Raw genomic sequence first — 23,050 nt, forward strand, 5'->3', positions numbered from 1 at the left:
GTTAAATTGTTTCCGGAGACAATTGTATGCAGTGCATTATTTATTGAATGACCGAATCCATATCACTTGAATCAATTTGCAATTTACCAGATGGGTAATTGTGAGCTTTTTATTGAAACCATATAATATCTGAAAAACCATGAGGCACTACATCACCGCACGATTGTCTATGTTTACATTCGTATCCTTTGCCCTGGCTTTAGCGATCACAACAGAAAGTTGCAACAAGGATCAACTAAGCCAGGTATTACCAGAAAACAATCCAGCTGAAACAGCCGTTAAGCCTACTGTGGGCGGGAAGCAATACACACTTGTTCCCGACAAGGATGGCAGGTTAGTAGTGGATGGAAGCATCTACAAAGCAGGGGAAATTCTGAATCTGAAAGGAACATTTTCTGCCGTCGTTTTTAACAACCTGAAAGGCGCGTCAGGCAGCCCTATCATTGTTAAAAATGCCAGCGGCACCGTAGTTAAAATAGGTAATCCATCCTGGAGCGGTGGTTCCTGGGCTACAGCCATCAGTTTCGTGAACTGCCATTATGTGAAAGCAGGTGGTGAAAAATCAAAATCCGAATTTGTAGTAGAAGGAAGCACCCAGGCAGGCAAGGAAGCGTATTTCGACTTTACGCTGAGCCAGCATACCGATAATTTTGAAATCGCCAATGTTACCATACATAACGGCGGTACAGGTATATGGGCTAAAACCGACCCGGTAAAGGGCGACTTAAGCACCCAGTATCCTAACTCTTACATGGACAACCTGCTTATCCACGACGTGGCGATCAGCGGTACCAACAACGAAGCATTTTATATTGGTCACACCGCCCTTTACTGGAACCTCACTGCCAATGCACCTTACTATGGTGATCCGTCAGGGTTTACCAGCGGCCAGCAGTATGTACAGCCCATTAAATGGCGTAATGTAAAGATCTATAATAATTCCGTTTCAAATGGGGGAGCAGATGGTATCCAGACTGCGGCCATCGACAAGCTGGAAATATATGGCAACACCGTTACCAGCTGGGGCGGTCAGCATAATTCAGGTCATAACGGCGGCATCCTGATTGGTGGCCGTACCACCAATACCAACGTCCACGATAACTATGTGCACGATGGATGGGGTGAACTGATCCAGTTTTACGGGTCCGGTGAAAATGGCGCAACGCACATTATCCGTAATAACCTGTTAAGAGATAACCAGGGAGATGGGGTGAGCCTGAGAGGAACTGACAAGGCAGTGGTTCAGATCACCAATAACACCATTGCAAGAACAGGTGGCGTGTCTCTCCGTATTAACGGTTATTTCGGTATGACTGCCGCGCAGATCGTGAAAGATAACGCGTTCATTCAACCACGTGTAAGTGGCGGTACTATTGCGCCTAACGCTTACATATACACTGAAAATGGCGGCTCTGTTATAGAAGGAACAGGCACAGAAGCCAATTCCAAATTTGTATCAGTAGCAGCAGCTGGTGTGGATACCAACAATTTCTATCAGCCTAAATCAGGTTCAGCATTGCTGACCACCGGCTATAGAACAAACTAAGCCGTACTATTCCGCAACAGGCGATAATAAAACAGCCGCCCTGGTTATCCGGGCGGCTGTTTTATTTTTTCACCGGGCATTACTTTTTTTCTTCGAGATACTTCCACATCATTTCATTCACTTTCTGTGGTTGTTCGTAATGGGGCATGTGCCCGGCGCTGTCTACTTCATGTACTTCTAAAGTTGGGTATAAAGCAGTATAAGAACTTAATTTCTCTTTTGGGAAAAAGGGGTCTTGCTTACCATAGATGAGTAACATTTTTCCGGCGGATATTTTTTCCAGCAAATAAAGCTGGCTCTGATTCAGCATATGCATCCAGGACGATAGCGTGATACGCTTATAACCCCTGAAATTCATAAAATATTTTAACCGTTCTGCGTAGTTGTTGAACAGTGGCTGATTCACGAACTCTTTCCGCTGATTCTCCACCGAACGGGGATACCAGTAGCCACTCATTAAAACGTCTCTTACAACCGGGATGCGCAGCAGTTTGCTGGGTTGAAGATCTCCGCTGGCAGCCGGTCCGAGCAATATAATCTGTTTCACCCGTTCGGGGTGACTGGCCGCATAGTCCAATCCTATAGGCGCTCCCATGGACATAGCGATCATATCAAATGGCTGACGGAGCTGCAGTCTATCCAATAAAGCGATCAGTTGCTCCCTGTACAGGCCGAGATCATAGGCCGTTTCCGGCCTGTCGGAATAGCCCCTGCCGTAAAGATCATATGAAAGCACCCGGTAACCTTTGGACAGGAGATAGGGAATATTGTATTTCCATACCTCCATGCCGCTGCAGCCGCCTCCGTGGATTAATACCAGCAGCCGGGCAGTGTCGGGGCCAGCCAGGCTATAATGTACATTTCCCTGTGCCAGGCGTATAAACTGCCCCGGGGCAGATTTACGCGTACGCTCATTAAGCGGCGCGGTTTCCTGCCCTTGTTTGATGAACAGGAAAGCCGCTGTCAGCAGCATTATAATGCCGCCCACCAGTGTTAATAGCCATTTCATGCGCCTGGACATACCTGGTTATCTTTTGAATTGCAACAGCCACTCGTAAATATTCATACCATCTTCCCGGTAGGAAGGGTTGTAGTATTGTTCCCAGCAGCAATGTTTATGATCGCCAATGCTCAGTTTGGTGAGCCCTGGTTTGTATTTATTGGTACTGTCCGCATAAAGTTTACAGTTGCCAAGAAACACCGGTTCATCACTACCACCGAAATACCACACGTGGATATTGTTCTGGGCAGTTAACTGAAAGTTTTTCAGGTTCTCGGCATCGATAGTAGCCGGCGACATGTTCACGGCAGCAGCCACCCGCTTTGCCGTTCTTTTATCGGTAACGGCCATTCCCACTGACCATCCGCCTGCACTGTATCCTGTGATGTAAATACGGGAAGAGTCAATCGGATATCTTTTCAATACATCCGTAATGGCAGCATCCAGGTGTTCCGGGCCAAGCGACCAGCTGGTGGCCAGCGGCGCCAGCACAATAAACTCATATTTCTTGCCGTCCACTTTATTGACAGCATCAATATTCTTTCCTTCGTGCATTTGTCTTGCTACACCCTGTCTGAAGATCTTGGTAAGATCAGTACCGGCGATACTTCTGCCATGAAGACAAATAAGCAACGGGTATCTTTTCCCGCTTTTCAGATTGTCCGGCAGCTTCAGCAGCGCCGGAATATGGTGCCAGGGCGTAATCTGTACCTCAATCTGTTTAAATGGTTTCAAGTCCTGTGCAGACAATAACGCCGTCTGCAGCATTAGCGTGATAATAAGAAATACTCTCATCCTTGATTTTAATTTTCAGTAATCCGCGTTGCCGGATACCATGTTCACAATCCCCGATATTATAAATGCAGCAGCACTTCCTCCAATGATGTACCGATAATTGCTTCCAGTACCAGCTTCGATTGTCTTACATCTCTTTCAAGATTTACCTTACGCACCATTTCTGCATTATAGATGCGGTAAGCATCATTCAAACCTTCCACAGCGGTGTTTTGATCTCCTTTGGAGAAACGCTGTTCCACCTGTTTGTAATGATTGTAGGAATCTTCCAGCAAAGGCATTTGCAGCTCATATAACTGTTTGTTTGCTGCATAATCTTCATAGGCACGCAATACAGCAGATTTTAAAGCCAGCTTTTCGCCTTCTTTCTGCTGCTCGAACACTTTTCCGTTCGCCTTTGCAGTTTTTACTTCGTTAGGAATGCTGATCAAATGACCAAGTGGCACATTGACACCAAAGTTGTACCTGGGGTATAACGTGTTGTTGCTGGTGGTGCCGCTTCCTTTTATGGTAAATTCATTCAGGTTACCCGAAGCAACGATCATGTCGAGCCAACCGGCTTTAGCCCTGTTTTCATCGTATTTTGTAATCTGTTTTTTTATGTCCAATGCTTTGATCTGCGGATTTTCCATGGCAAGTTCCACCAGTCTTGCTTTTAGCCTGGTCACTGTCGGCAAATCTGCTGGCAGGCGCAGCACAATACTGGTATCGGCTCTTTGCGCCTTTGCCATTGTACCTGTTAATGCTACTAATAAAAAGAATAGTACTCGTTTCATGTTGTGATATTTGGAGATGATAATAAATATTTTAATTTTATAGAGATGCCGTTAAGGGCATAATAAAGCAACGCTGATTCAATAAGGCCGGACGATTCCTGTGCGTAAATACTTACTACCAGTGCGAACATCACACATAGGATGACCAGTGTAAACTGCTTTTCCACTTCTGTTCTGCTGGCAAAATAATTGGCAACCATGTATTGCATTACCAGGTAAATATTGACCATGATCAGTATTAAGCCTATCCATCCCTGCTCCAGCGCCGTACGTAAATAACCGCTGTCGGGGGGAAAGCCATCCAGCTCGCTGCCCGAACCCGGTTCGCAGCTGAGGAATCCGCCACCGATAGGATGGCTGTAGATGTAAGGTTGTATACGATGCCTGTTCACTTCCCGCACATTCAGGGAGGCATCCTCTGAACCGGAAAAGGCTGTTCTCATCCTGATAACTGTTGAGTTGCCGTGAAACGGCCCAAACATCAATACCAGGAAAGCAAATACAAATACCAGCGCACCAATCACTGTATTCCTGTTCCGCAGGTTTACAAACAACATGATGATAAGCCCCATCGGAACCATGATATAAGCCGTACGGGTACCGGAAAAGCCCAGTGCCATAAACTGAAGTGCCAGCGATATCAGCAAAAACACTTTTTTGGGTACTGATATCATTTTATTGGAGCTGGTGAGCAATACAATATTCATGATACAACCGCAGGCCATGATAACGCCGAACACCGCAGGATCCGACACAAAGGAGAAAATCCGGATGCCGGTGAGGATAATCACGGTCTTGAATTTCTCCGGGTATTTGGCGATGTATGCTTTTTCAAACGGCATTAATCCAAACCACTGCTGAATACACGCATAAAAGGCCGCAACAGTAAGTATGATGATCCAGAATTTCAGGAATACTTTCAGGTCATTCATGTTACGGATCATTTTCATGACCAGGTACATAAAGATCATATTGCGGACAAATACCCTCGCAAAGGTGGTCCAGCCATGCCGGTCGTATACAAAGGCGGGATTAAAAAACTGCAACAACACATAGCCGCCGTAGATGTAAAAAGTGATCAGCACCGGGTCCCGGAGAAAGTTAACTTTCTTGATACTATCGTCTCCGGCCTTTAATAAACTACCGAGTAATGTGATCAGCAGAATGGCATCTATTAATACGCCCACGGGTATTTCCGTGCCGGACATCCTTTCGAGCAAACGCACGGTCAGCGCCACTGTACAGGAGATGAAATAACCTGCACGGTAGTTCAGAATGGAAATCGCCGCAACAGTGATCCCTATCACCAACCCGATCAGCAACGCAATGTATTTTACCTCCTGGGCGCCGATGTAGGCTATTGCCGGAATCAGCAGCACCCAACCGATAATAATAAATATGTTGAAAATATTTTTCTTCGCAATTTCCACTTAGGTCAATTTATAAGAATACTATTTTAATACCCATAGCGATAATAGTAAGCGCTATAAAGATGAGAATCAGCATCTGGTGAAGATGTTGGTCTATTGGCTTTTTCTTTGGTTGTGTTTTCATATAAAACTATACGTCATGATTTTTCCATTTGAAGAGCTGGTACCAAACTTTCCCGTAAACAGGAAACTGCATCCTAATTTTACCAGTAAACGGTAAGCAATAATTGAAAGCAATATTGAGGATGGTATACAGATCAGGAGCAACACGATTCCGTTGGTTATCCCTATGCCCAGCAGTACCGCGCGTAACCCCGCAAAAACAGTAATGTGCAGGAGATAGATGTACAGGGAATAGTGGCCGGTTATGCTCAGGAACTGCAGCTTGTGCAGCTTCGCAAGCCAGGATGCCAGCATGATGACAAATAAACAGCCATTGAGTGCAATGAGCATTAACAGGTACAGGTTCATTTGTTGATGATACAGGTAATACCATTGCAGCACACAAAACACCGGCGTCAGCATCAGCAGGTTCACCGGGTTGGATAACTGTTGCTGTATTTGTGTACGGAAAAAGTAAACCGCGGTAATATCCCCGATAGCAAAGTAGATGTAGTGCAGTGCAATGTCATAAAGCGCGCTGCTGCTGTGCACATATGGCGCTACGCCAAGCAGTACCAATCCTGCTATCACCTGCCAGTACTTTTTCTCTTTGAACACCCGTGATGTGAGCAGATACAACATGGTAACATTAAATAATGCAAACAGGTACCACAACTGATCCAGCGTTCTGGGCTGAAGCAGTATATTCAGGAAATCCGTTGCAGACCGTTCCGCATTTGCGTATTTCGGAAATAAGATCTGCAAACTGATTTGTATGACTGCCCAAAGTATATAAGGATATAATAGCGTATTGATCTTCGATATCCCAAAGTTCCTGGCACCTCTTTTAGCAACACTTCTGCTGAAAAAAAATCCGGAAAGCAGGAAAAATAAAGGCATTCTGAAACTGTAAAGCATGTCGTTTGTGGCAAGCACTTCTTTAGGAAGAGATACGCCCCGCGCAACCAGACCATATGCCAGATGACGGTAAACCACCAGTACAATGGCTATTCCCTTGGCATAGTCGATCCAGGCATAACGCGAATCATTTTTTTCGGGCCGCAAACTAAATATGTCTTTAAAGATCCGTTGATGCATATTTTAAAGATCAAAGCTCAATAAAATCTTCTTTTACATTATTCAAAACCACTCCCAGGAACTTATCGCCGAGAGACTCCAGGAACTCGGAAGATTCTCTGTCAATTTGTTTCATCTTCAAGCGGGAGGAGAAAATTGCTACCACACCTTCCGCATAGGCAGCCAGTTCCCGGCTGTCCGTGAAATCGTTCAGTGGGGCACCTTCCATCAAAATATAATCGTAATGTTTTTTCAGTTCAGGCAGGTAATTAAGCAGGTGGTTTGCCGGTAAAATTTCTGACGGCGTATAGTCGCCACCTTTACATCCAATAATTTCAATACCCGGTGTTTCGTAAGTAGTAACAATCTCTTTTACTTTTTCAATGGAAAACTCTTCCGGTGGTACAGAGAAATACTCCAGGGTTGGTTTCGCTTCCATTTGCACGCTTACATCATTGTTACAGAAGTTGGTATCGATGATCAATACTTTTTTGTTGCTCAGGCTAAGGCTGTATGCCACTGCCTGCAGCAGTGTGGTTTTACCCTGCTGGGGTTCTGTACTGGTAAACAGGAATATTTTTTTGCCACTGCTTTCCAGCTCATACCTGAGTTTACGTAAAAGTTCACGGAAAACATTTTGTCTCTTCAGCCATTGTGCCTCATCCGTTTTACGTTGTAATATTTCCAGCAGTTTATATCTCTGAAGATTAGTATGATTGATGGTAGCAATCAGCTTCAGGTTGGAGCTGCGGTTAAATACAGAAGGGGATTTCAGTGAGTTGTCCATAAACTCCCTGAAAAGGATACCGATGCAGGAGATCATAAAAACAGCCATACCGGACATGCCCATAATGACGAGCCGTTTGGATGATTCTGGTGTGAAAGCCGGTTGTCCTTTTAATGTCTGACGGAAATTATCCTGTGGCACATTCCGGTTATCTAAGGCGGAGCCAAGTTTTTCTTTCAGCTTATTATATTCATCCTGTGCCAGTTCCACTTCCTGTTGCAGGGAAGTAACCGTAGCTTCTTTATTGGCATAAGAACCAACGGAAGAACGGAGATTACGGATCTTTGCTTCCAGGGTACTGATATTTAATTTAGCGGCGCTTACCTGTGCTTCCAATGCATCCCTGCTTTGGATCAGCTCTTCACGAGTACTTACTTTGCCTGTGGTAGAGGAAGCATCCAACAATACCTTTTGCAGTTTGGCGCGCTGCGTTTTTATTTTTTCTGCCAGTGCATTGTCAGTGGAACCGGAATTTACATATTGGTCGTTCAGATCGTTGATCTGTTTTCTCAGCGTAACTATTTCTCCATTTGAATTGGAGTAGGCCGGTTTGCCACTGGTTGCCTGGGCCAACTGTGCGTTCACATTGTCAAGGGAAGCCTGCAGGTTATTGTAATTCGCTCTTTCGTCTGATACAGATTTCTCAAACTGTTTGATCAGATCCCATTCGTTACCGCTGGCGGTTTCTACGTTTAACACACCCTGCTGTGTTTTGTAACCTCTGAGCGCTTCTACTTTCTGGTCCAGTTCCTGTTTCTTTTGGTTTACCAGTGATTCAAATGTTTCTACGTTTTCAACGGAGCGTTCGGAACGGGAGCTGCGGTAAAAACGGATAAACTCTTTGTAAAGGGTATTAACAGTGTACGCAGATAATTCAGGATTATCTGAATAACAAATGATATTGATATAATCCGTACGGGAAAGACGTGCGGCATACAACATTTTACGGATAGACTCAAAGTCGTACCGGTAAATCTTCATGAACTCCAGTATTTTTCTTTCTTCCGGCTGGGAAGAAGAAAGTATCTGCAGCGAATCAATTTTCTGACGGCAGATGCGCACAATTTCTTCCTTGTTGGCACTGGTATAATGAGGATCTTTCAGATCTTTTTCTGAAAGATGTCTGAAAGGTTTAGTGGAGGTGAGATCGTGCACCATGAGGTCACAGGCCAGCAATCCGATCACCAGCGGGGAATTCATGGTTTCGATGACGTTATCGAATTTAACGTCTGCTTCAAAGAGGTTCAGATTTTCGTCCCGCAGTTTGATTTGTTCATTCGTTGTAAAACCTGTCGCCATCTGGGCGGTAGAGGCATAAAGTTTGGGTTTGCCGATGGTAAAGGCAAATGCAGCTGCAACAGCGGCAATGGTGCTGAACAGGATCCACCATTTCTTTTTAAGCAATGCCTTTATAAAATACACAATGTCCATATAGAATTTTTCCTTTAAGCTTTAATTGATACGCAGGGGTAGGTATACGTAAATACACGTACATCGGCCTTGTCCCGGCGTGGTAACTGGTATGTCAGAGGAGATGGTAAAAAATAAGATGATAATGTCAGGCAAGAAGCCCTACAATATATCAGGTTTTTGGCTGAGGATGAGGTTAATGGGGAGATATCCGGGGAGCAAAGCTATCCTGGTATATCCGGTTATGGCTCAAAGGTAAAAGATTATATTAAAACACACTTTATTTTTAAGCGAAACATAAAAATTAGTTGGTAACCGCTGAAGTTTGGCGGGTAAAGCGATTATTTTATAAAAAAACCGTTCCGGAACATTGCCCGGAACGGTTTTACTTTTATAGTAATCATTCAGTTACAACTCAGTTCTGCCTGATAAGTTTAACGCTCTTTGTTTCACCGGTAGAAGAAGTGATCCTCAGGATATATACACCCGGCAGTGTCACTGTACGCTGTGTATTGATCCTTATCAGGTTTTTACCCTGTGGTACTTCTTTCCTGGTTTCGCTGTAGAGGCGCTTACCACTCAGGTCATTGATTTCAATGAGCATTACAGGTGCTGTTTTCTGCAGTGTCATATCAATGGCCAGGTTATCTATATAAGGGTTTGGATAAACGTTCACCAGCATACTGCTTTTTGCAGTATTTGTGGTGGTGATCATTGAATTACCCGTTCCCATCAGCTGCGTATTATTGCCCAGGTTCTGAATGTTGGTGGTCGCTACAATTTCCATTGCATTGAGATAGCCTACCTGACCGCCCGGAGGGATACTGAGCGTAAACGCAATTTCACCGTTAGCGTCTGCTGTAAGGTTCGCGAAATCTGCGGTAGTGCTGGTATTGTTTTGCGCATTCAATGTTTTGCTTACACCATTGATGGTGAACTGGGTGCTGCCGTTATCCGGCTGCGGCGCCCACCATTTACTGTTCGACAGGAACTTGATGGTATAAGTAGTGTTAGCGCTTAACCCGGTAAGGTGACCGTGCATAACCGGCGCGCCTGTAAAGAAGCCGGACAATGAACCGAAGTACAGGTATTCAGCCAGTACTGCATCAGGATATACACCGCTGTTATTACCGGTGGTAGCTCCTTCAACGCCGGCAGCCCACCATGTTTCGTCAAATCTTAATCCTACGGAAGTGGTTTGTCCCTGATCGTTCTTCAGGTTAGACGTTGCGCCTGTAATGTTATTCCACGGCGCAGGTACCGTATTATTGAGCTTGAAGTTCAGTAACAGTTTGTAGCTGCCACTGGTGTTAGGCGCCTGGGTTACCGTGATATTGAATGTAGTGGTGTCGGCAGCGCCGTATGTATCCTTCACAATAACTTTTACATTATTGTAAGTACCTGCATCGCTGATAGTTGGCGCTACAGAAAGGGATACACTACCACCTGATTGTACCAGGGTAACAAAAGAAGGCAGGTTGACGGTGCTATACGTAATCGGGTTGTTGTCCGCGTCCGTTGCCGTCACCGGAACATTCAGACTGGAACCTGCCTCCAGACTCTGGTTGGTAATATCTGTTATTACCGGTGCGTGATTGACTGCCGGTGCTGAGGAAGTACCTGCAACCACTTCGATGGCATTCAGGTAACCTACCTGTCCGCCTGCAGGAATACTCAGCGTAAATACTATTTCACCATTTGCGTCGGGGCTGAGGTTTGTGAAGCTCACCACGCTCGCAGAATTGTTTTGTACATAAAGCGTCTGGCTAACGCCGTTAACAGTGAACTTCGTGCTGCCATTGTCCGGCTGCGGCGCCCACCATTTACTGCTGGAGAAGAACTTAACGGTAAACTTCTTACCGGCTTCCAGGCCTGTAATGTGGCCGGTCATGCTTGGCGCTCCTGTGAAGAAGCCCGGCAATGAACCAAAGTAGAGGAAGTCGTTGATCACCGCATCGGGGTATACGCCACTGTTATTACCGGTAATAGCGCCTTCACCGTTGGTAGCCCACCAGGTTTCATCAAACACCAGGCTTGATGCAGTTGTCTGACCCTTGTCGTTTTTCAGGTTGGTGGTCACTTTTCCGGTAACATTATTCCACGGTGCTGGTGCTGTGCTATTTTGTTTGATACTGAGGAGCAGTTTATATCCGCTGGTATCTCCACCTGCCGGTGCATTTACGGTGAGGTTAAATACCACCGTGTCGCTGTTGCCATGCGTATCAGTACCAATTACGCCGATGTTATTAAACTGGCCGGCATTGCTGGTAGCAGGAGCCACCAGGAGGTAAGGATTACTACCTTGTGCCTGTACTACTGAAACAAAGGCAGGGAGGTTATAACCGGTGTAAGTAATGGCATCATTTTCAGGATCGGATCCCTGGATCTGCACATGCAGGGTATCTCCGGCTGCCAGCGTTTTATTCGGAATAGCCGCAATTACAGGGGCTTTATTTACCACGACGGTAGTGTCGCCGGCTCCGCCTGCGTTTATTTCCATCGCATTGATGTAACCTACCTGTCCGCCTGCAGGAACGCTGAGGGTAAATTTAATTTCACCGTTAGCATCTGCTGTCAGGTTTTCGAAAACTGCTGTATTCGTAGTATTATTCTGAACGTTCAGGGCTTTGGTTACACCATTAATTGTGTACTGCGTACTGCCGTTGTCCGGCTGCGGCGCCCACCATTTGCTGCTGGAGAAGAACTTAATGGAATAAGTCCTGTTTGTTTCCAGGCCGGTGAGATGTCCGTGCATAGCCGGCGCACCTGTAAAGAAGCCGGGAAGCGAACCAAAGTAGAGGTACTGGCTCATTACGGCGTCAGGGTATACACCACTGTTATTGCCGGTGGTAGCACCTTCTGTGCCGGCCGCCCACCAGGTTTCATCGAACGACAGGCCAACGCTGGTGGTTGTTCCGTTGTCGTCTTTCAGATTGGCGGTAGGTCCGGTAATGTTATTCCACGGTGCAGGCGCCAGGCTGTTCAGTGTGAAGTTGAGGAGCAGCTTATAATTAGGCGTTGGTTTATCTACCACCGTTAACAGGAAGCTGCGTACATCAATGCCTCCCTTGTTGTCGGCTGCCTGTAACTTAACAGTATAGGTACCGGATGCACCAAATCCTGGTTGCAGGTTGATGACACAGGTATCATTATTACTGGTGATGGTGGCAAAAGACGGGATCTGGAGTGCTGTCCAGGTGTAGGTATTACCCGGATTCAGATCATGCAGGGATACCTTTACGTTTCTCTGCGTTCCTTCATCCACGCTCCATCCTGCAACAGAATCTATTACCGGAGGATAGTTATCATTTACGATGATATTAAACAACGCGGTGTCCTTTCCTCCGTTAGCATCTGTAGCAATCACGCCAACACCGTTATAGGTGCCCTGCTGCGCTGCTGTTGGCGCCAGGATCAGGGAAGTGGTACCTGCGTTTTGCTGCAGGGAGAAGAATGCAGGTGCGTTATAAAGACTAAAAGTAATCACATCATTATCCGGATCGGTAGCTGACAACGGTATGCTCTGGGTAGTACCATAGCGGATCGTCTGACTGATGATGTCGGCTATCACCGGTGGATTGTTCAGTGATTTTGCGATCACTGCTTTGGTAAATGCAGAGTAACCACCTTCCCCAAAAGCTCTTACCTTATAGTATACAATTGTATTGGCGACGAGGGAGGAGTCATTGAAAGTTCCCTGTCCGGAAGCCACAGGACCAAGGCTTTTCAGCACGCTGAAGTGCAGGCTGTCTGCCAGGGAACGTTGAACTTCGTAGCCTGTTTCAATGGTGCTGTTATCGGTCCAGGTTAATTTTACTACCTGGGTGGAAAGCGCCTGTGTAACCAGGTTGGTGGGTACTGCCGGTGGTAATGGTTTAGCTGCCGTGGTAGCATTGGCTACCGAAGTATAAGCAGATTCACCATAAAGGCCGATAGCCCGTATCTTATAATAATAAGGAGTGGAGGCGTTCAGCGCGGTATCTGTATAGCTTACCGCGTTGGCAGCAGCTGTAGCCACAATGGTATAAGTGCCGCCGCTGCTGGTGCTCCTGTAAATTTCAAAGCCTGTTTCATTATTGCTCTTGTCTGCCCATGTCAGGTTCAGTTTACTGTAGTTGTTTACAGCTACTGCGAGAGTAGTTGGGGCGGTAGGAGCGGTACCGTTCACGACGGATGTATCCACAAAGGCCTCTGCAGGTATCAGCGTGCGGGTATTAATGCCTGCCGCGCTACTGGTCCAGTATACGCCCATTGCAGAACCGCCGCTACCCTGGAAGTAAGTAACGGTGATAGGATACACACCCGCATTGACAATTACAGTGCCAGCTGCATAAGCCGCCGCATGTGCGCCATCGTTGTTTACGGTAGCAGTAGCGGAGTTAGTATATGCTTTATTGAAATACAGCTTACTGCCATCATCTGAATACGTTTCAAATTTATAGGTACCGGTAACAGGGATACGGATATAACCTGTCCACATTACGGCGTAGTTGGTGGCAACACCGGCTGGTACGATACTCTGGTCAGGCACATAAGCCTTGCCTGTTTGCGCAGGCGTAAGATTGGTGAAGTTGGGCAATGTGCTGTAAGAACCGGTATAATATTTATAATTAAGATTTGCCTTTTTGGTTCTCACCGTTACCTGGTTACTTGGTGTAGATGATTTTCCCGACACATCTTTTGCCTTCACGTAGAAGTTGTACAAGGTACCATCTGCGAGACCGGTTACGGTTCCAGTAAGTACTTTGCCTACGGAGGTTACCAACACATTGTTTGCATAGATATCATAGCCGGCGATACCTGCATCATCTGTAGCGGCCAACCAGTTTAGTATTACCTGGTTGTTGGTGTAGCTACCGAGGGTTAAAGACGGAGGGGCAGAAGGAGCAGAGCTGTCTGACGCAGTGGTGCCTTTCACTTCCGCAGAAAGAGGCCCGGCTGCATTGTCGTTTACAGGACGTACTTTATAGAAATAGTTGGTATTTGGAATGAGATTGTTATCAGTAAAAGTAACTACGTTGGCATTGTTTTTACCAACAAGCACATACGGGCCACCCGCCTGGGTTGCGCGGTATATTTCAAAGTACTTTTCGTTGTAGGCCGGTGTGGCATTTTCCACCCACGACAGTACGATCTGTGTTTTGGTGAAACTGTTTATAGCCAGGCTGCTGATAGGATCAGGCCCGTTTACACCAGTACTGTTTATGATCCGGAAAGTATCGGAGTAAGTACCGATGCAATAGTTGGGTGCTGTAACCCGCACTACATATGCTCCGGGAGTAGAAGTAGTTAAAGTGTTAGTGGTGCTGAGAACGGTAGCGCTGCCTGCACGTATCCATTCATAGTTGAGCATACCGGCCGGTACCTGCATGGTAAGACTGGTAGTGCCATCTGTAGCCGGAAGCACATTGCTGGCAAGGGCAGGGGAGGTAGTAATGGTTTGCGCAGGAGAAGCAGGTTTATAGCTGATCACCAGCGGGGTAACTGACCAGCCGGTCCAGCCGGTAGGGAGTTGTCCTCTAACGCGATAGGTACCGGGAGTGGTAACCACGATCGAGTTGGATGTGCCGGTAGATATAGTGACGCCATCTTTCTGCCATTCATACTGCGAAAATCCCGGCGCTATACCTATGGTAATAGTCTGACCAGGACAAAAAGTGGATGAACCATATAATGGATAAGGATTCAGCCTGTTGGCTCTCAGCATGAAGGGAACAAAATCTGCTTCATTCCATGCATCGTTCCAGGTATTGTGTTCATCGTTGGGATAAGTAGTAAGTTTAAAATTAGCACCGGCGGCATTAATCAATGCCACCACCTGGTTGGTCGTATAAGGAGCCGGGTTGCCATCCAGGCCACCCTGGAAAAGCCACATCTGCGTAAATTTGTAGGTATCAATATGATTGCCGTAGTCTATGGCCATCGCACTCATTGGCAACGAAGCCGCCGTTAACTGGGGATAGCGCATGGTGAATTCCCATGTGCCCCATCCGCCACCGGACAATCCATTTACGATCAGGCGATCGGGATCACCTTTCGCACTGGTAACAATGGAATCGATTACTTCTTTCAGGTTATCGTAATCGTTCGGACCCCAATAGCCGCCCTGGCTTTGAGGATATATTAAGTAGCCGTCGAATTGACCATTATCAACGCGGTTGGCCCATGTCTGGCCTCCCCATAATAAATGGAATTCGTTATCATAGATGGTGCCTTTTTCACCTACACCATGAAAGAACAGGTAGATGGGATATTTTTTTCCATCATTCACGCCAGGAGCGTACGTTTTGGGGAATTTCAGGCGAAACGCCATGTTCTTATAAATGTAGCATTTATAAGAATCCGTGTTATAACTCATCCTGACTGTTCTCACCCATTTGGTGATCTTATCATACTGTGGATCCGCTGGGGGATTGGCTGGATTGTAAGTGATAACGGGATCACTGGGGTTTAATGCTGTTTGTGCCTTCACTGCTGATAGACAGCAGAGACCTAAGAGCATTAAAAGGAGCATGCGGTGTAAAGTTCGATTCATGGAAGTATGTTGTATGTTATGTTATCTGACAGTCATTCGGCTTTAACTGCAGAAAAAAAAGTATAACAAGCACTGATCCGGAAAGCCGGATATACTTGCAATTCAAAGGAGATGGTAAAAATTAAATACACTCCGGATATCTATCCAAAGGTGACGTGGCTTTATCGAAGGATGAGGTCTTAGAAAAAAATGGCTGTAGGTAAATCATCAATTCACTGATGGTGCATTTGTATTCTCAGCTCATTTGTGACAAAAAATGATTCTACAATTGGTTTTTATATTCACCGCTAAAGTAAATAACTGTATCTATATATAAGGATTTTTTTTGCAAACGGCGTTTTTTTGCTGGTAAACGCAAATTTTTATCGGGTGAAATAAACCGGCGCCCCACTATTGAACGGCAATACTACGTTGTGCCCGTTCCCAAACAGCAGATTGCCGCTTCCTGAAGAAGCGTATGCAACCGATGTAAACGGCTACGTTCATAAACACAAAGTAAAAAGGGATATAGAAGTATTTCGCTTTGATCTGCTTTTGGGCAAGTACGTAACCGGTAAATGCGGCCATATAGAAAAGCAGCTGTAATACACCGGTAATTATATATACAGGGCCGCCATTGAACACGATAAGAAGAATATTGGCAACCAGGGCCAGTAGCAGTGACAAAGGGGCAAGCGTCCAGCGCAGCACCCGGTGGGAGATATACTGCCAGGTAATTTTAGGGTACCTGAAAGGATTCAGGAGCGGGAGCAGCCGGCCCATCGACTGAAATCCGCCTGCGCTGATCCTTACTTTACGCTTATACTCTTCCTGTAGGGAAGCAGAGGAGGTTTCCATGGCGTAGGCGGCAGGTTCATACATTACCCGGTAACCTTTCATGTTTATTTTAAATGAAATCATGAAGTCGTCCAGTATGGTATCTTCCCGGGGCTGCTCATAAAGCGCAGTACGGATCGCTATCAGTTCGCCGGCAGCACCCATTACACTATACAGTTCTGCATCCCATTTTTTCAGTAAGGATTCATATTTCCAGTACATGCCCTCGCCCTGGGCTTCTGCACCGCCGGTGGTAGCCATTACTTTCTTTTCGCCGGCCACCACGCCCACCTGGTCATCTGCAAAGTGCTGCATAAGCAGGGATACCGCGGCAGGATTCAGCAGGGTATTGGCATCAGACAATACTACAAAGGGAGTGGTAACCATTGCCATGGCCCGGTTTACCGCGGCCATTTTTCCTTTGCGCTGCGGATCATATAATAAGGTGATCCGGGGATGCCGCGAAATGATCTCATTGGTGTTGTCGGAAGATCCGTCCGTCACAAAAATGAACTGTATTTTCCCCGCAGGGTAGTCCATTGCGAGGCTGTTTGCTATCTTTTCTGCAATAAAATCTTCTTCGTTATAAGCAGCTACCAGGAAAGTAACATCGGGTGCAAAAGGTGCGGCCGCATCAGCTTTTTTGCCCTGTAATAGCCGTTTGACGCGGATTACAAGATAAAGCAACAAACCATATCCTACGTAACTATAGCATACTATAAAAATGCTCAACCAGAAAATCACAGACAAAATTGACATAGAGGATAATACATTTATGGGGATACGTATCTTTTCAGTGCAAAAGTATCATAATTTGCATCATACGCAATTGTATTTTTATATTAGATCGTTGTTTCATATCGTTTTATTGACATCATTCCGACCGTTTACAGTAAAAATTGCAACACTTACCCTCCAAATTAAGTCGTTTACCAAAAAAAGTATCTATGATATCCTGAAAATAATACTTTTGCTTCATGTTCATCAGATAACAGATCTGGTAACGAACAGCAAAAATGTAAAAACCATCTTTCCTCTCTCATATCCCCATGTTAAAACCGCAGAAGGTAATTTACCTGACTAATAATTGACCACATCCCATCAAAGGCCTTCGGGAGTTTGCAAAATAATTTGCACGTCCCATATTAACGGTTTTAATAATTGTTTGTAAAGAAGGTATAAATGAAAAAGAAAATTTTAGTAATAGACGATAGCATGCCGATGCGTTATTTGCTGGAGGCAGTTTTAGGAAAAGAATATTCGGTAGTTTCCGCACAGGATGGACTGGTGGCAATCACCTGGCTGCTGAAAGGAAACAAAGCGGATCTTATCATCACCGACCTGCAGATGCCGAATATCGACGGCTGGGAACTGCTGGATTATCTGTCAGGCAGCTATCTCTACCAGGATACGCCGGTAGTGGTACTTTCGGGATTCTATGCCGATAAAATGAATGATCTTTCAACAAAATATAATAGTGTGAGGGAAGTGCTGCAAAAGCCTTTCGACCCGATGCAATTGTTAAATAAAGTGGATTACATACTTGAGAAACAATTGAGTGCTGCTGCTGTATAATAAATGATATTGTCACCTACGAATACACTACTAATTTTTAACCGATGGATACCTTTACTCAAAATTTACTGCAGGTAGAAAGCATCAGAGGAGTAGATACCGGTAAAAGCTCCCTGTTTACCAAAATGCCGGACGCTGAAAGTATTTTGCTTTTTGTTGGCGCCCCGCATAAGGGAATGCTGACAGAAAACGATCAGTTCAGATGCATAGTGACCGAGAACGTAGAAGATGCGCAAAAAGTGATCAGTCAGTTGCAGCACGTTTTTAAGAAAGTGCCTGCGGCAATTATTTACCGGTTCGACAGTGCCTATGAATCGGCCCTTTCTGAATGGGACAGCTATTTTAAAACACACCAGTTTCTTTGCTCCATTCCTTTTTTCGTTTACACAGAAAAAGGATTTGATGAAATGAAATCGCTGGTGACCAGGCATTCATTTATTGATGACATCATCACAATGGAGGCATGGCATATGCTGGGTAACAAAATTGCCATCGTGAGCAAGTTTAAACGCATGCGCACCTTCCCGGTATATAAAAGTAGCAGTCTCCGTACCCGGCTATACAGCCGCAAATTTTACAGCAATTTCCTGAAACGTACGCTCGACGTAACACTGGCAGGCAGCGGCTTAATATTGCTGAGCCCTGTATTGCTGACGATTGCTGTATTGATCAGGATGGAATCCAAAGGCCCCGTGTTCTACGCCGCCAAGCGCGCCGGAAGAAATTACCGCGTCTTCAAATTCTACAAGTTCCGCACAATGGTACCTGATGCGGATAAGCAGCTGGATAAAATTAAACACCTCAACCAGTACGACGGACAGACGGACGGACCGGTTTTTATAAAAGTATCCAACGACCCACGGGTAACCAAACTCGGCAGTTTCCTGCGCAATACCAGTTTAGATGAGATTCCTCAACTGCTGAATGTACTGAAGGGAGATATGTCGCTGGTAGGTAACCGCCCTTTACCTTTATATGAAGCTACCACGCTTACTACAGACGAATGGGTGGAAAGATTCCTCGCACCGGCTGGTATCACAGGTTTGTGGCAGGTTAGTAAAAGGGGAAAGAAGGATATGTCCGTAAAGGAACGGATTGACCTGGATATCAATTATGCCCATAAACGCTCACTCAGGTATGATATGTGGCTGATGGCCAGTACGCCGTTCGCGCTTGTTCAAAAAGATAATGTATAATGATAACGATTATTGAAGTAATACTGTTTGTTTACCTGGCCGGTTGTGTATTGTACAATCTGTTGTTAGCCATAGCCGGCCGTTTGAGCCGGAAAAAGAAGATTGCATACGAGGAAACTGTTAATTACGCGAGGATTGCCATTCTCATCCCGGCATATAAAGAAGACAGTATTATTTTATCTACTGTAAACAGTTATAACCGCCTGCGTTACCCGTCAAAGCATTTTGAAGTGGTAGTCATTGCAGACTCTTTACAGCCACGGACCATGGCAGAGCTGGCAGCAACAGGCATAAATGTAATGGCCGTTAAGTTTGATAAAAGTACCAAAGCTAAATCACTGAATACCGCTTTTGAAAGGTTGGGAGATAATTTTGACCTGGCCCTTATCTGTGATGCAGATAATATGCTGGAAGCAGATTTTCTTTTAAAGATCAATCACGCTTATCAGCAGGGGCATCACGCCATCCAGGGACAAAGAGTAGCCAAAAACCTTAATACGCCTTTTGCCATCCTGGATGCAGCCAATGAAATCATCGCCAATCACCTTTACCGCAAAGGCGCCAATGCGCTTGGATTGTCCTCTTCGGTAATTGGCTCAGGCATGGCCTTTCACTATCCGCTCATCAAACAGATCCTTAGTGAAGTACAGGCCACCGGCGGATTTGATAAGGTACTGCAACTGCTGGTGATCTCAAAAGGACACAGCATTTTATACCTGGAAGACGCCTATGTGTATGATGAAAAGATTACGCATGCAGCCGTATTTGAAAATCAGCGGAAACGCTGGATGTCCAGTCAGCTGGTATACCTGCGCACGTTCTGGAGTAAAGGATGGTCGGCTTTATTCAAAGGCGATATCAATTATTTCAATCTTGCGGTGTGCCAGAATGCGTTGTTGCCGCGGATGCTGCTGTTGGCAGCGTTAACGGTTTGTACCGCGCTTTCATTGCTGCTGGAGCGCTTTGTACCGGTTTCAGTTTACTGGTGGAGCGTGTTGTTTATATTGAATATAGTGAGTTTGCTGTTGCCTATCCCGGGGAAATTTTTTACAAAATATCTTTTCACTGCGGTGGTTACGTTACCACGTGCTATCGGTATCATGATATTATTGTTATTCCGCCTGAAAGGTGCAGATAAAACTTTTATACATACTACTCATACCCAAACAGGTATTGACAATCCTTTATTAGATGCAGCCAGAAAGTAATACATATTATCCGCTGGTATCCATTATAACTGTTAATTATAACAATGCCAAGGTAACCGCGGAACTCATGGCCTCCCTTAACAGGATCAGCTACCCCAACCTGGAGATTATTGTAGTGGATAATGCCTCTGCAGAAAGCCCGGTTGAGGTGATAAAAAGTGAGTATCCGTCTGCCATCGTCATTGAAAGTAAAAGTAACCTGGGCTTTGCAGGAGGAAATAATCTCGGTATCAAAGCTGCTTCCGGTGAATATCTTTTCCTGGTAAATAATGATACAGAATTTACCGAAGGATTGATAGAAGGCTTACTGGAAGTATTTGGCAAACATCCGGATGCCGGTGTGGTAAGCCCCAAGTTCCATTACTTTTTTCAGAAAGGAACTATAGAATATGCCGGGTACAAGGCAGTGGATACACTCACCGGAAGGAACAGTATGATTGGTTGCCGGGAAGAAGATAAGGGCCAGTACGATGCAGTATCAGAAACACATTACGCCCACGGAGGCGCCATGATGGTATCTGCCCGGGCCCTTGCCAAGGTAGGCCTGATGCCGGAAGTATATTTCCTGTATTATGAAGAATTCGATTGGTGCGAACAATTCAAACGCCAGGGATATAAGATATACTACCAGTACAAATCGCTGATCTATCACAAGGAGTCCATGACCACCGGAAAGAACAGCCCGCTGAAAACGTATTATATTACACGTAACAGGATATTATTCATGCGCCGGAATGTAAAGCTTCCTGCCAGAATGTTTTTCATGCTGTATTTTACTTTTCTTACCATTCCCAAAAATACCCTTCAGTTTTTACTAAAAAGGGAATCGGTTCATATGAATGCATTCTGGAAGGGAATTTTCTGGAATCTTAAACACCCTAAACCAGATAACATATGTGTGGCATAGCAGGGTTTATTGATTTTACCCAAAAATCAGACGCAGACATCCTGCGTAGCATGACAGATGTGATGGCGCACCGCGGCCCGAATGACGCCGGATATGAAGTGTACGAACATCCACAGGCATCTGTTGGCCTCGGTCAGCGGCGTTTATCCATCCTGGATCTTTCGAAGTCCGGCCACCAGCCAATGCACTACGAACAATATTCCATTATTTTCAATGGAGAGGTATATAACTTTAAAGAAATCCGCACGGAGCTGGAAAAACTGGGTCACCACTTCCATTCCGGTGCTGATACTGAAGTATTGCTGAAAGGCTATGCGCAATGGGGTGAAAAGATCCTGGATAAATGCATCGGTATGTTTGCCTTTGTTATTTATGACCGCACCGCAGAGGAAGTAACGCTGTTCCGCGATCGCGCGGGGGTTAAGCCTTTATACTACTACTGGCATGATCGCACCTTGCTTTTTGCATCAGAGTTAAAAGGGATTTGTGAACATCCGGCTTTCCGGAAAGAGATTGATGAGAAGAGCTTGTCCCTGTTCCTCCAATACAGCTACATTCCGGCGCCGTACACTATTTACAAGAATACCCATAAGCTGAAACCGGGGCATCTCCTTAAATTATCGCTCCGCGACGCTGCTATCCGGGAAGTCCAATACTGGAATGTACTGGATGCTTACCGTCAGCCGCTTACAGGATTATCTGAGCATGATGTCATCAAGCATACAGAGGAACTGATGCATAGCGCTTACAGTTACCGCATGGTATCTGATGTGCCGGTGGGCGTTTTCTTAAGCGGGGGATACGATAGTGCCAGCGTTGCGGCACTGTTGCAGTCCAATACTTCCAGCCGCATCAAAACCTTCACCATTGGGTATAAGGAGCCGCAGTGGGACGAATCAAAAGAAGCGAAGAAAATAGCGATGCACCTGGGCACCGAGCACTACGAATGGATAGTAGGAGCCAACGATGCAAAAGACGTGTTACATCACTTACCGGAAATATATGACGAACCATTTGCAGATAATTCCACCGTACCCACTACGTTGGTCAGCAGGTTTGCCAGTAAAGAAGTAAAAGTGGTCCTCTCTGCTGATGGAGGCGACGAAGTATTTGCGGGGTATAACAAGTTTAACCAGTCGCTCCGTTATACCGGGAGCTTTCCAAAGCCCTTACAACGCACGCTCAGTGCGGCCATGTCTGTGGTATCGCCGGAAATTATCCCTTACTTTAACAAGCAATATAATTTCGCGTCCCGGTACGAAAAAATGAAACTGATATGGGCCAGCGGTAAACCACAGCACGCGCTCAAATACATCAGCCAGTACCTGACAGAAAATGAAGTTAATTATTATACCGCCGTACCGGCAGATGGTTATAAAACCAACTTCGATATGAACGGGGAGCTGGATAATATGAATGATCCCCTGAACAGGTTGCTGGCAGTGGACTATAAAACTTTCCTGGTGGATAACAACCTGGTGAAGGTGGACAGGGCCACGATGTCGGTGAGTATTGAGGGACGGGAACCTATGCTGGATCACCGTTTGGTGGAGTTCCTTGCAAAAGTGCCTGCTGGTCTTAAAGTAAAGGATGGTATCAATAAATATATATTGAAAACCATTGTACATAAATACATTCCCAAAACCTTGATGGAACGTCCGAAAAGACCTTTCATTGCTCCTTTGCAGGAATGGTTTAAGGACGAGCTGAAAGAACAGATGCAATATTATCTGTCAGGTGAGCGCCTCGCAAAATCAGGGCTTTTCAATGTGCCTCATGTGGAGCAGCTGTTGGAAACTTATTTGTCCGGAGGAAAGGTGAGTCACCAGAAATTATGGAATATGCTGGTTTTCCAGTTGTGGTATAGTCGCTGGATAGAAAAGTTATAGT

14 protein-coding genes are annotated in these 23,050 nt (G+C 45.5%); 6 read left to right on the plus strand and 8 right to left on the minus strand.

Annotated elements, in window-relative coordinates; translation table 11 throughout:
* Positions 1-139: 139 nt before the first annotated feature.
* A complete protein-coding gene (locus AB6805_RS15570; RefSeq protein WP_370910347.1) occupies positions 140-1,546 on the plus strand; it encodes a right-handed parallel beta-helix repeat-containing protein in 1,407 nt (468 codons plus the stop codon).
* A gap of 79 nt (positions 1,547-1,625) precedes the next feature.
* On the opposite strand, the gene AB6805_RS15575 is transcribed toward AB6805_RS15570, so the two are convergent.
* The 8 genes from AB6805_RS15575 to AB6805_RS15610 form a co-directional block, all read right to left on the minus strand.
* Positions 1,626-2,555: an alpha/beta fold hydrolase gene (locus AB6805_RS15575; RefSeq protein ID WP_370910348.1), complete on the minus strand. Its 930-nt coding sequence runs from the start codon at positions 2,553-2,555 to the stop codon at positions 1,626-1,628.
* Positions 2,556-2,573: 18 nt separating this feature from the next.
* Positions 2,574-3,341 carry a prolyl oligopeptidase family serine peptidase gene (locus tag AB6805_RS15580; RefSeq protein WP_370910349.1) on the minus strand — a complete coding sequence of 256 codons (768 nt, stop codon included), beginning with the start codon at positions 3,339-3,341 and terminating at the stop codon, positions 2,574-2,576.
* Positions 3,342-3,400: 59 nt separating this feature from the next.
* On the minus strand, positions 3,401-4,117 hold the full coding sequence (locus AB6805_RS15585) for a TolC family protein (RefSeq protein ID WP_370910350.1): 717 nt from the start codon (positions 4,115-4,117) through the stop codon (positions 3,401-3,403).
* A complete protein-coding gene (locus AB6805_RS15590) occupies positions 4,114-5,547 on the minus strand; it encodes an O-antigen ligase family protein (protein WP_370910351.1) in 1,434 nt (477 codons plus the stop codon). The genes AB6805_RS15585 and AB6805_RS15590 overlap by 4 nt, the downstream gene beginning before the upstream one ends.
* A 120-nt stretch (positions 5,548-5,667) precedes the next feature.
* On the minus strand, positions 5,668-6,747 hold the full coding sequence (locus AB6805_RS15595) for an acyltransferase family protein (RefSeq protein ID WP_370910352.1): 1,080 nt from the start codon (positions 6,745-6,747) through the stop codon (positions 5,668-5,670).
* A 10-nt stretch (positions 6,748-6,757) separates the two neighbouring features.
* Positions 6,758-8,944: a GumC family protein gene (locus AB6805_RS15600; RefSeq protein ID WP_370910353.1), complete on the minus strand. Its 2,187-nt coding sequence runs from the start codon at positions 8,942-8,944 to the stop codon at positions 6,758-6,760.
* A 394-nt stretch (positions 8,945-9,338) separates the two neighbouring features.
* Entirely contained in the window at positions 9,339-15,458 is a 6,120-nt protein-coding gene (locus tag AB6805_RS15605) for a fibronectin type III domain-containing protein (RefSeq protein WP_370910354.1), read from the minus strand.
* A gap of 390 nt (positions 15,459-15,848) precedes the next feature.
* Positions 15,849-17,033: a glycosyltransferase family 2 protein gene (locus AB6805_RS15610; RefSeq protein ID WP_370910355.1), complete on the minus strand. Its 1,185-nt coding sequence runs from the start codon at positions 17,031-17,033 to the stop codon at positions 15,849-15,851.
* A 423-nt stretch (positions 17,034-17,456) separates the two neighbouring features.
* Between AB6805_RS15610 and AB6805_RS15615 the strand changes: the two genes are divergently transcribed.
* The 5 genes from AB6805_RS15615 to asnB are packed head-to-tail and all read left to right on the plus strand — an operon-like array spanning position 17,457 to position 23,049.
* Positions 17,457-17,849 carry a response regulator gene (locus AB6805_RS15615; RefSeq protein WP_370910356.1) on the plus strand — a complete coding sequence of 131 codons (393 nt, stop codon included), beginning with the start codon at positions 17,457-17,459 and terminating at the stop codon, positions 17,847-17,849.
* A 44-nt stretch (positions 17,850-17,893) separates the two neighbouring features.
* Entirely contained in the window at positions 17,894-19,045 is a 1,152-nt protein-coding gene (locus tag AB6805_RS15620) for a sugar transferase (protein ID WP_370910357.1), read from the plus strand.
* Positions 19,045-20,253 (plus strand): glycosyltransferase family 2 protein, encoded by a 1,209-nt coding sequence (locus AB6805_RS15625; RefSeq protein WP_370910358.1) that lies wholly within the window; start codon positions 19,045-19,047, stop codon positions 20,251-20,253. Before AB6805_RS15620 ends, AB6805_RS15625 begins: the two co-directional genes overlap by 1 nt.
* On the plus strand, positions 20,237-21,160 hold the full coding sequence (locus AB6805_RS15630; RefSeq protein ID WP_370910359.1) for a glycosyltransferase family 2 protein: 924 nt from the start codon (positions 20,237-20,239) through the stop codon (positions 21,158-21,160). The genes AB6805_RS15625 and AB6805_RS15630 overlap by 17 nt, the downstream gene beginning before the upstream one ends.
* Positions 21,148-23,049 (plus strand): asparagine synthase (glutamine-hydrolyzing), encoded by a 1,902-nt coding sequence (asnB, locus tag AB6805_RS15635; protein ID WP_370910360.1) that lies wholly within the window; start codon positions 21,148-21,150, stop codon positions 23,047-23,049. The genes AB6805_RS15630 and asnB overlap by 13 nt, the downstream gene beginning before the upstream one ends.
* Position 23,050 lies beyond the last annotated feature (1 nt).

The sequence above is a fragment of the Chitinophaga sp. RCC_12 genome (assembly GCF_041360695.1).
Taxonomy (GTDB): domain Bacteria; phylum Bacteroidota; class Bacteroidia; order Chitinophagales; family Chitinophagaceae; genus Chitinophaga.

Excerpts from the sequence above, each read along its gene's own strand:
- AB6805_RS15605 (WP_370910354.1), bottom strand. The coding sequence starts at position 15,458 with ATGAATCGAACTTTACACCGCATGCTCCTTTTAATGCTCTTAGGTCTC.
- AB6805_RS15600 (WP_370910353.1), bottom strand. The coding sequence starts at position 8,944 with ATGGACATTGTGTATTTTATAAAGGCATTGCTTAAAAAGAAATGGTGG.
- asnB (WP_370910360.1), top strand. The coding sequence starts at position 21,148 with ATGTGTGGCATAGCAGGGTTTATTGATTTTACCCAAAAATCAGACGCA.
- AB6805_RS15625 (WP_370910358.1), top strand. The coding sequence starts at position 19,045 with ATGATAACGATTATTGAAGTAATACTGTTTGTTTACCTGGCCGGTTGT.
- AB6805_RS15630 (WP_370910359.1), top strand. The coding sequence starts at position 20,237 with ATGCAGCCAGAAAGTAATACATATTATCCGCTGGTATCCATTATAACT.
- AB6805_RS15580 (WP_370910349.1), bottom strand. The coding sequence starts at position 3,341 with ATGAGAGTATTTCTTATTATCACGCTAATGCTGCAGACGGCGTTATTG.
- AB6805_RS15570 (WP_370910347.1), top strand. The coding sequence starts at position 140 with ATGAGGCACTACATCACCGCACGATTGTCTATGTTTACATTCGTATCC.
- AB6805_RS15585 (WP_370910350.1), bottom strand. The coding sequence starts at position 4,117 with ATGAAACGAGTACTATTCTTTTTATTAGTAGCATTAACAGGTACAATG.
- AB6805_RS15620 (WP_370910357.1), top strand. The coding sequence starts at position 17,894 with ATGGATACCTTTACTCAAAATTTACTGCAGGTAGAAAGCATCAGAGGA.
- AB6805_RS15595 (WP_370910352.1), bottom strand. The coding sequence starts at position 6,747 with ATGCATCAACGGATCTTTAAAGACATATTTAGTTTGCGGCCCGAAAAA.
- AB6805_RS15610 (WP_370910355.1), bottom strand. The coding sequence starts at position 17,033 with ATGTCAATTTTGTCTGTGATTTTCTGGTTGAGCATTTTTATAGTATGC.
- AB6805_RS15575 (WP_370910348.1), bottom strand. The coding sequence starts at position 2,555 with ATGAAATGGCTATTAACACTGGTGGGCGGCATTATAATGCTGCTGACA.
- AB6805_RS15615 (WP_370910356.1), top strand. The coding sequence starts at position 17,457 with ATGAAAAAGAAAATTTTAGTAATAGACGATAGCATGCCGATGCGTTAT.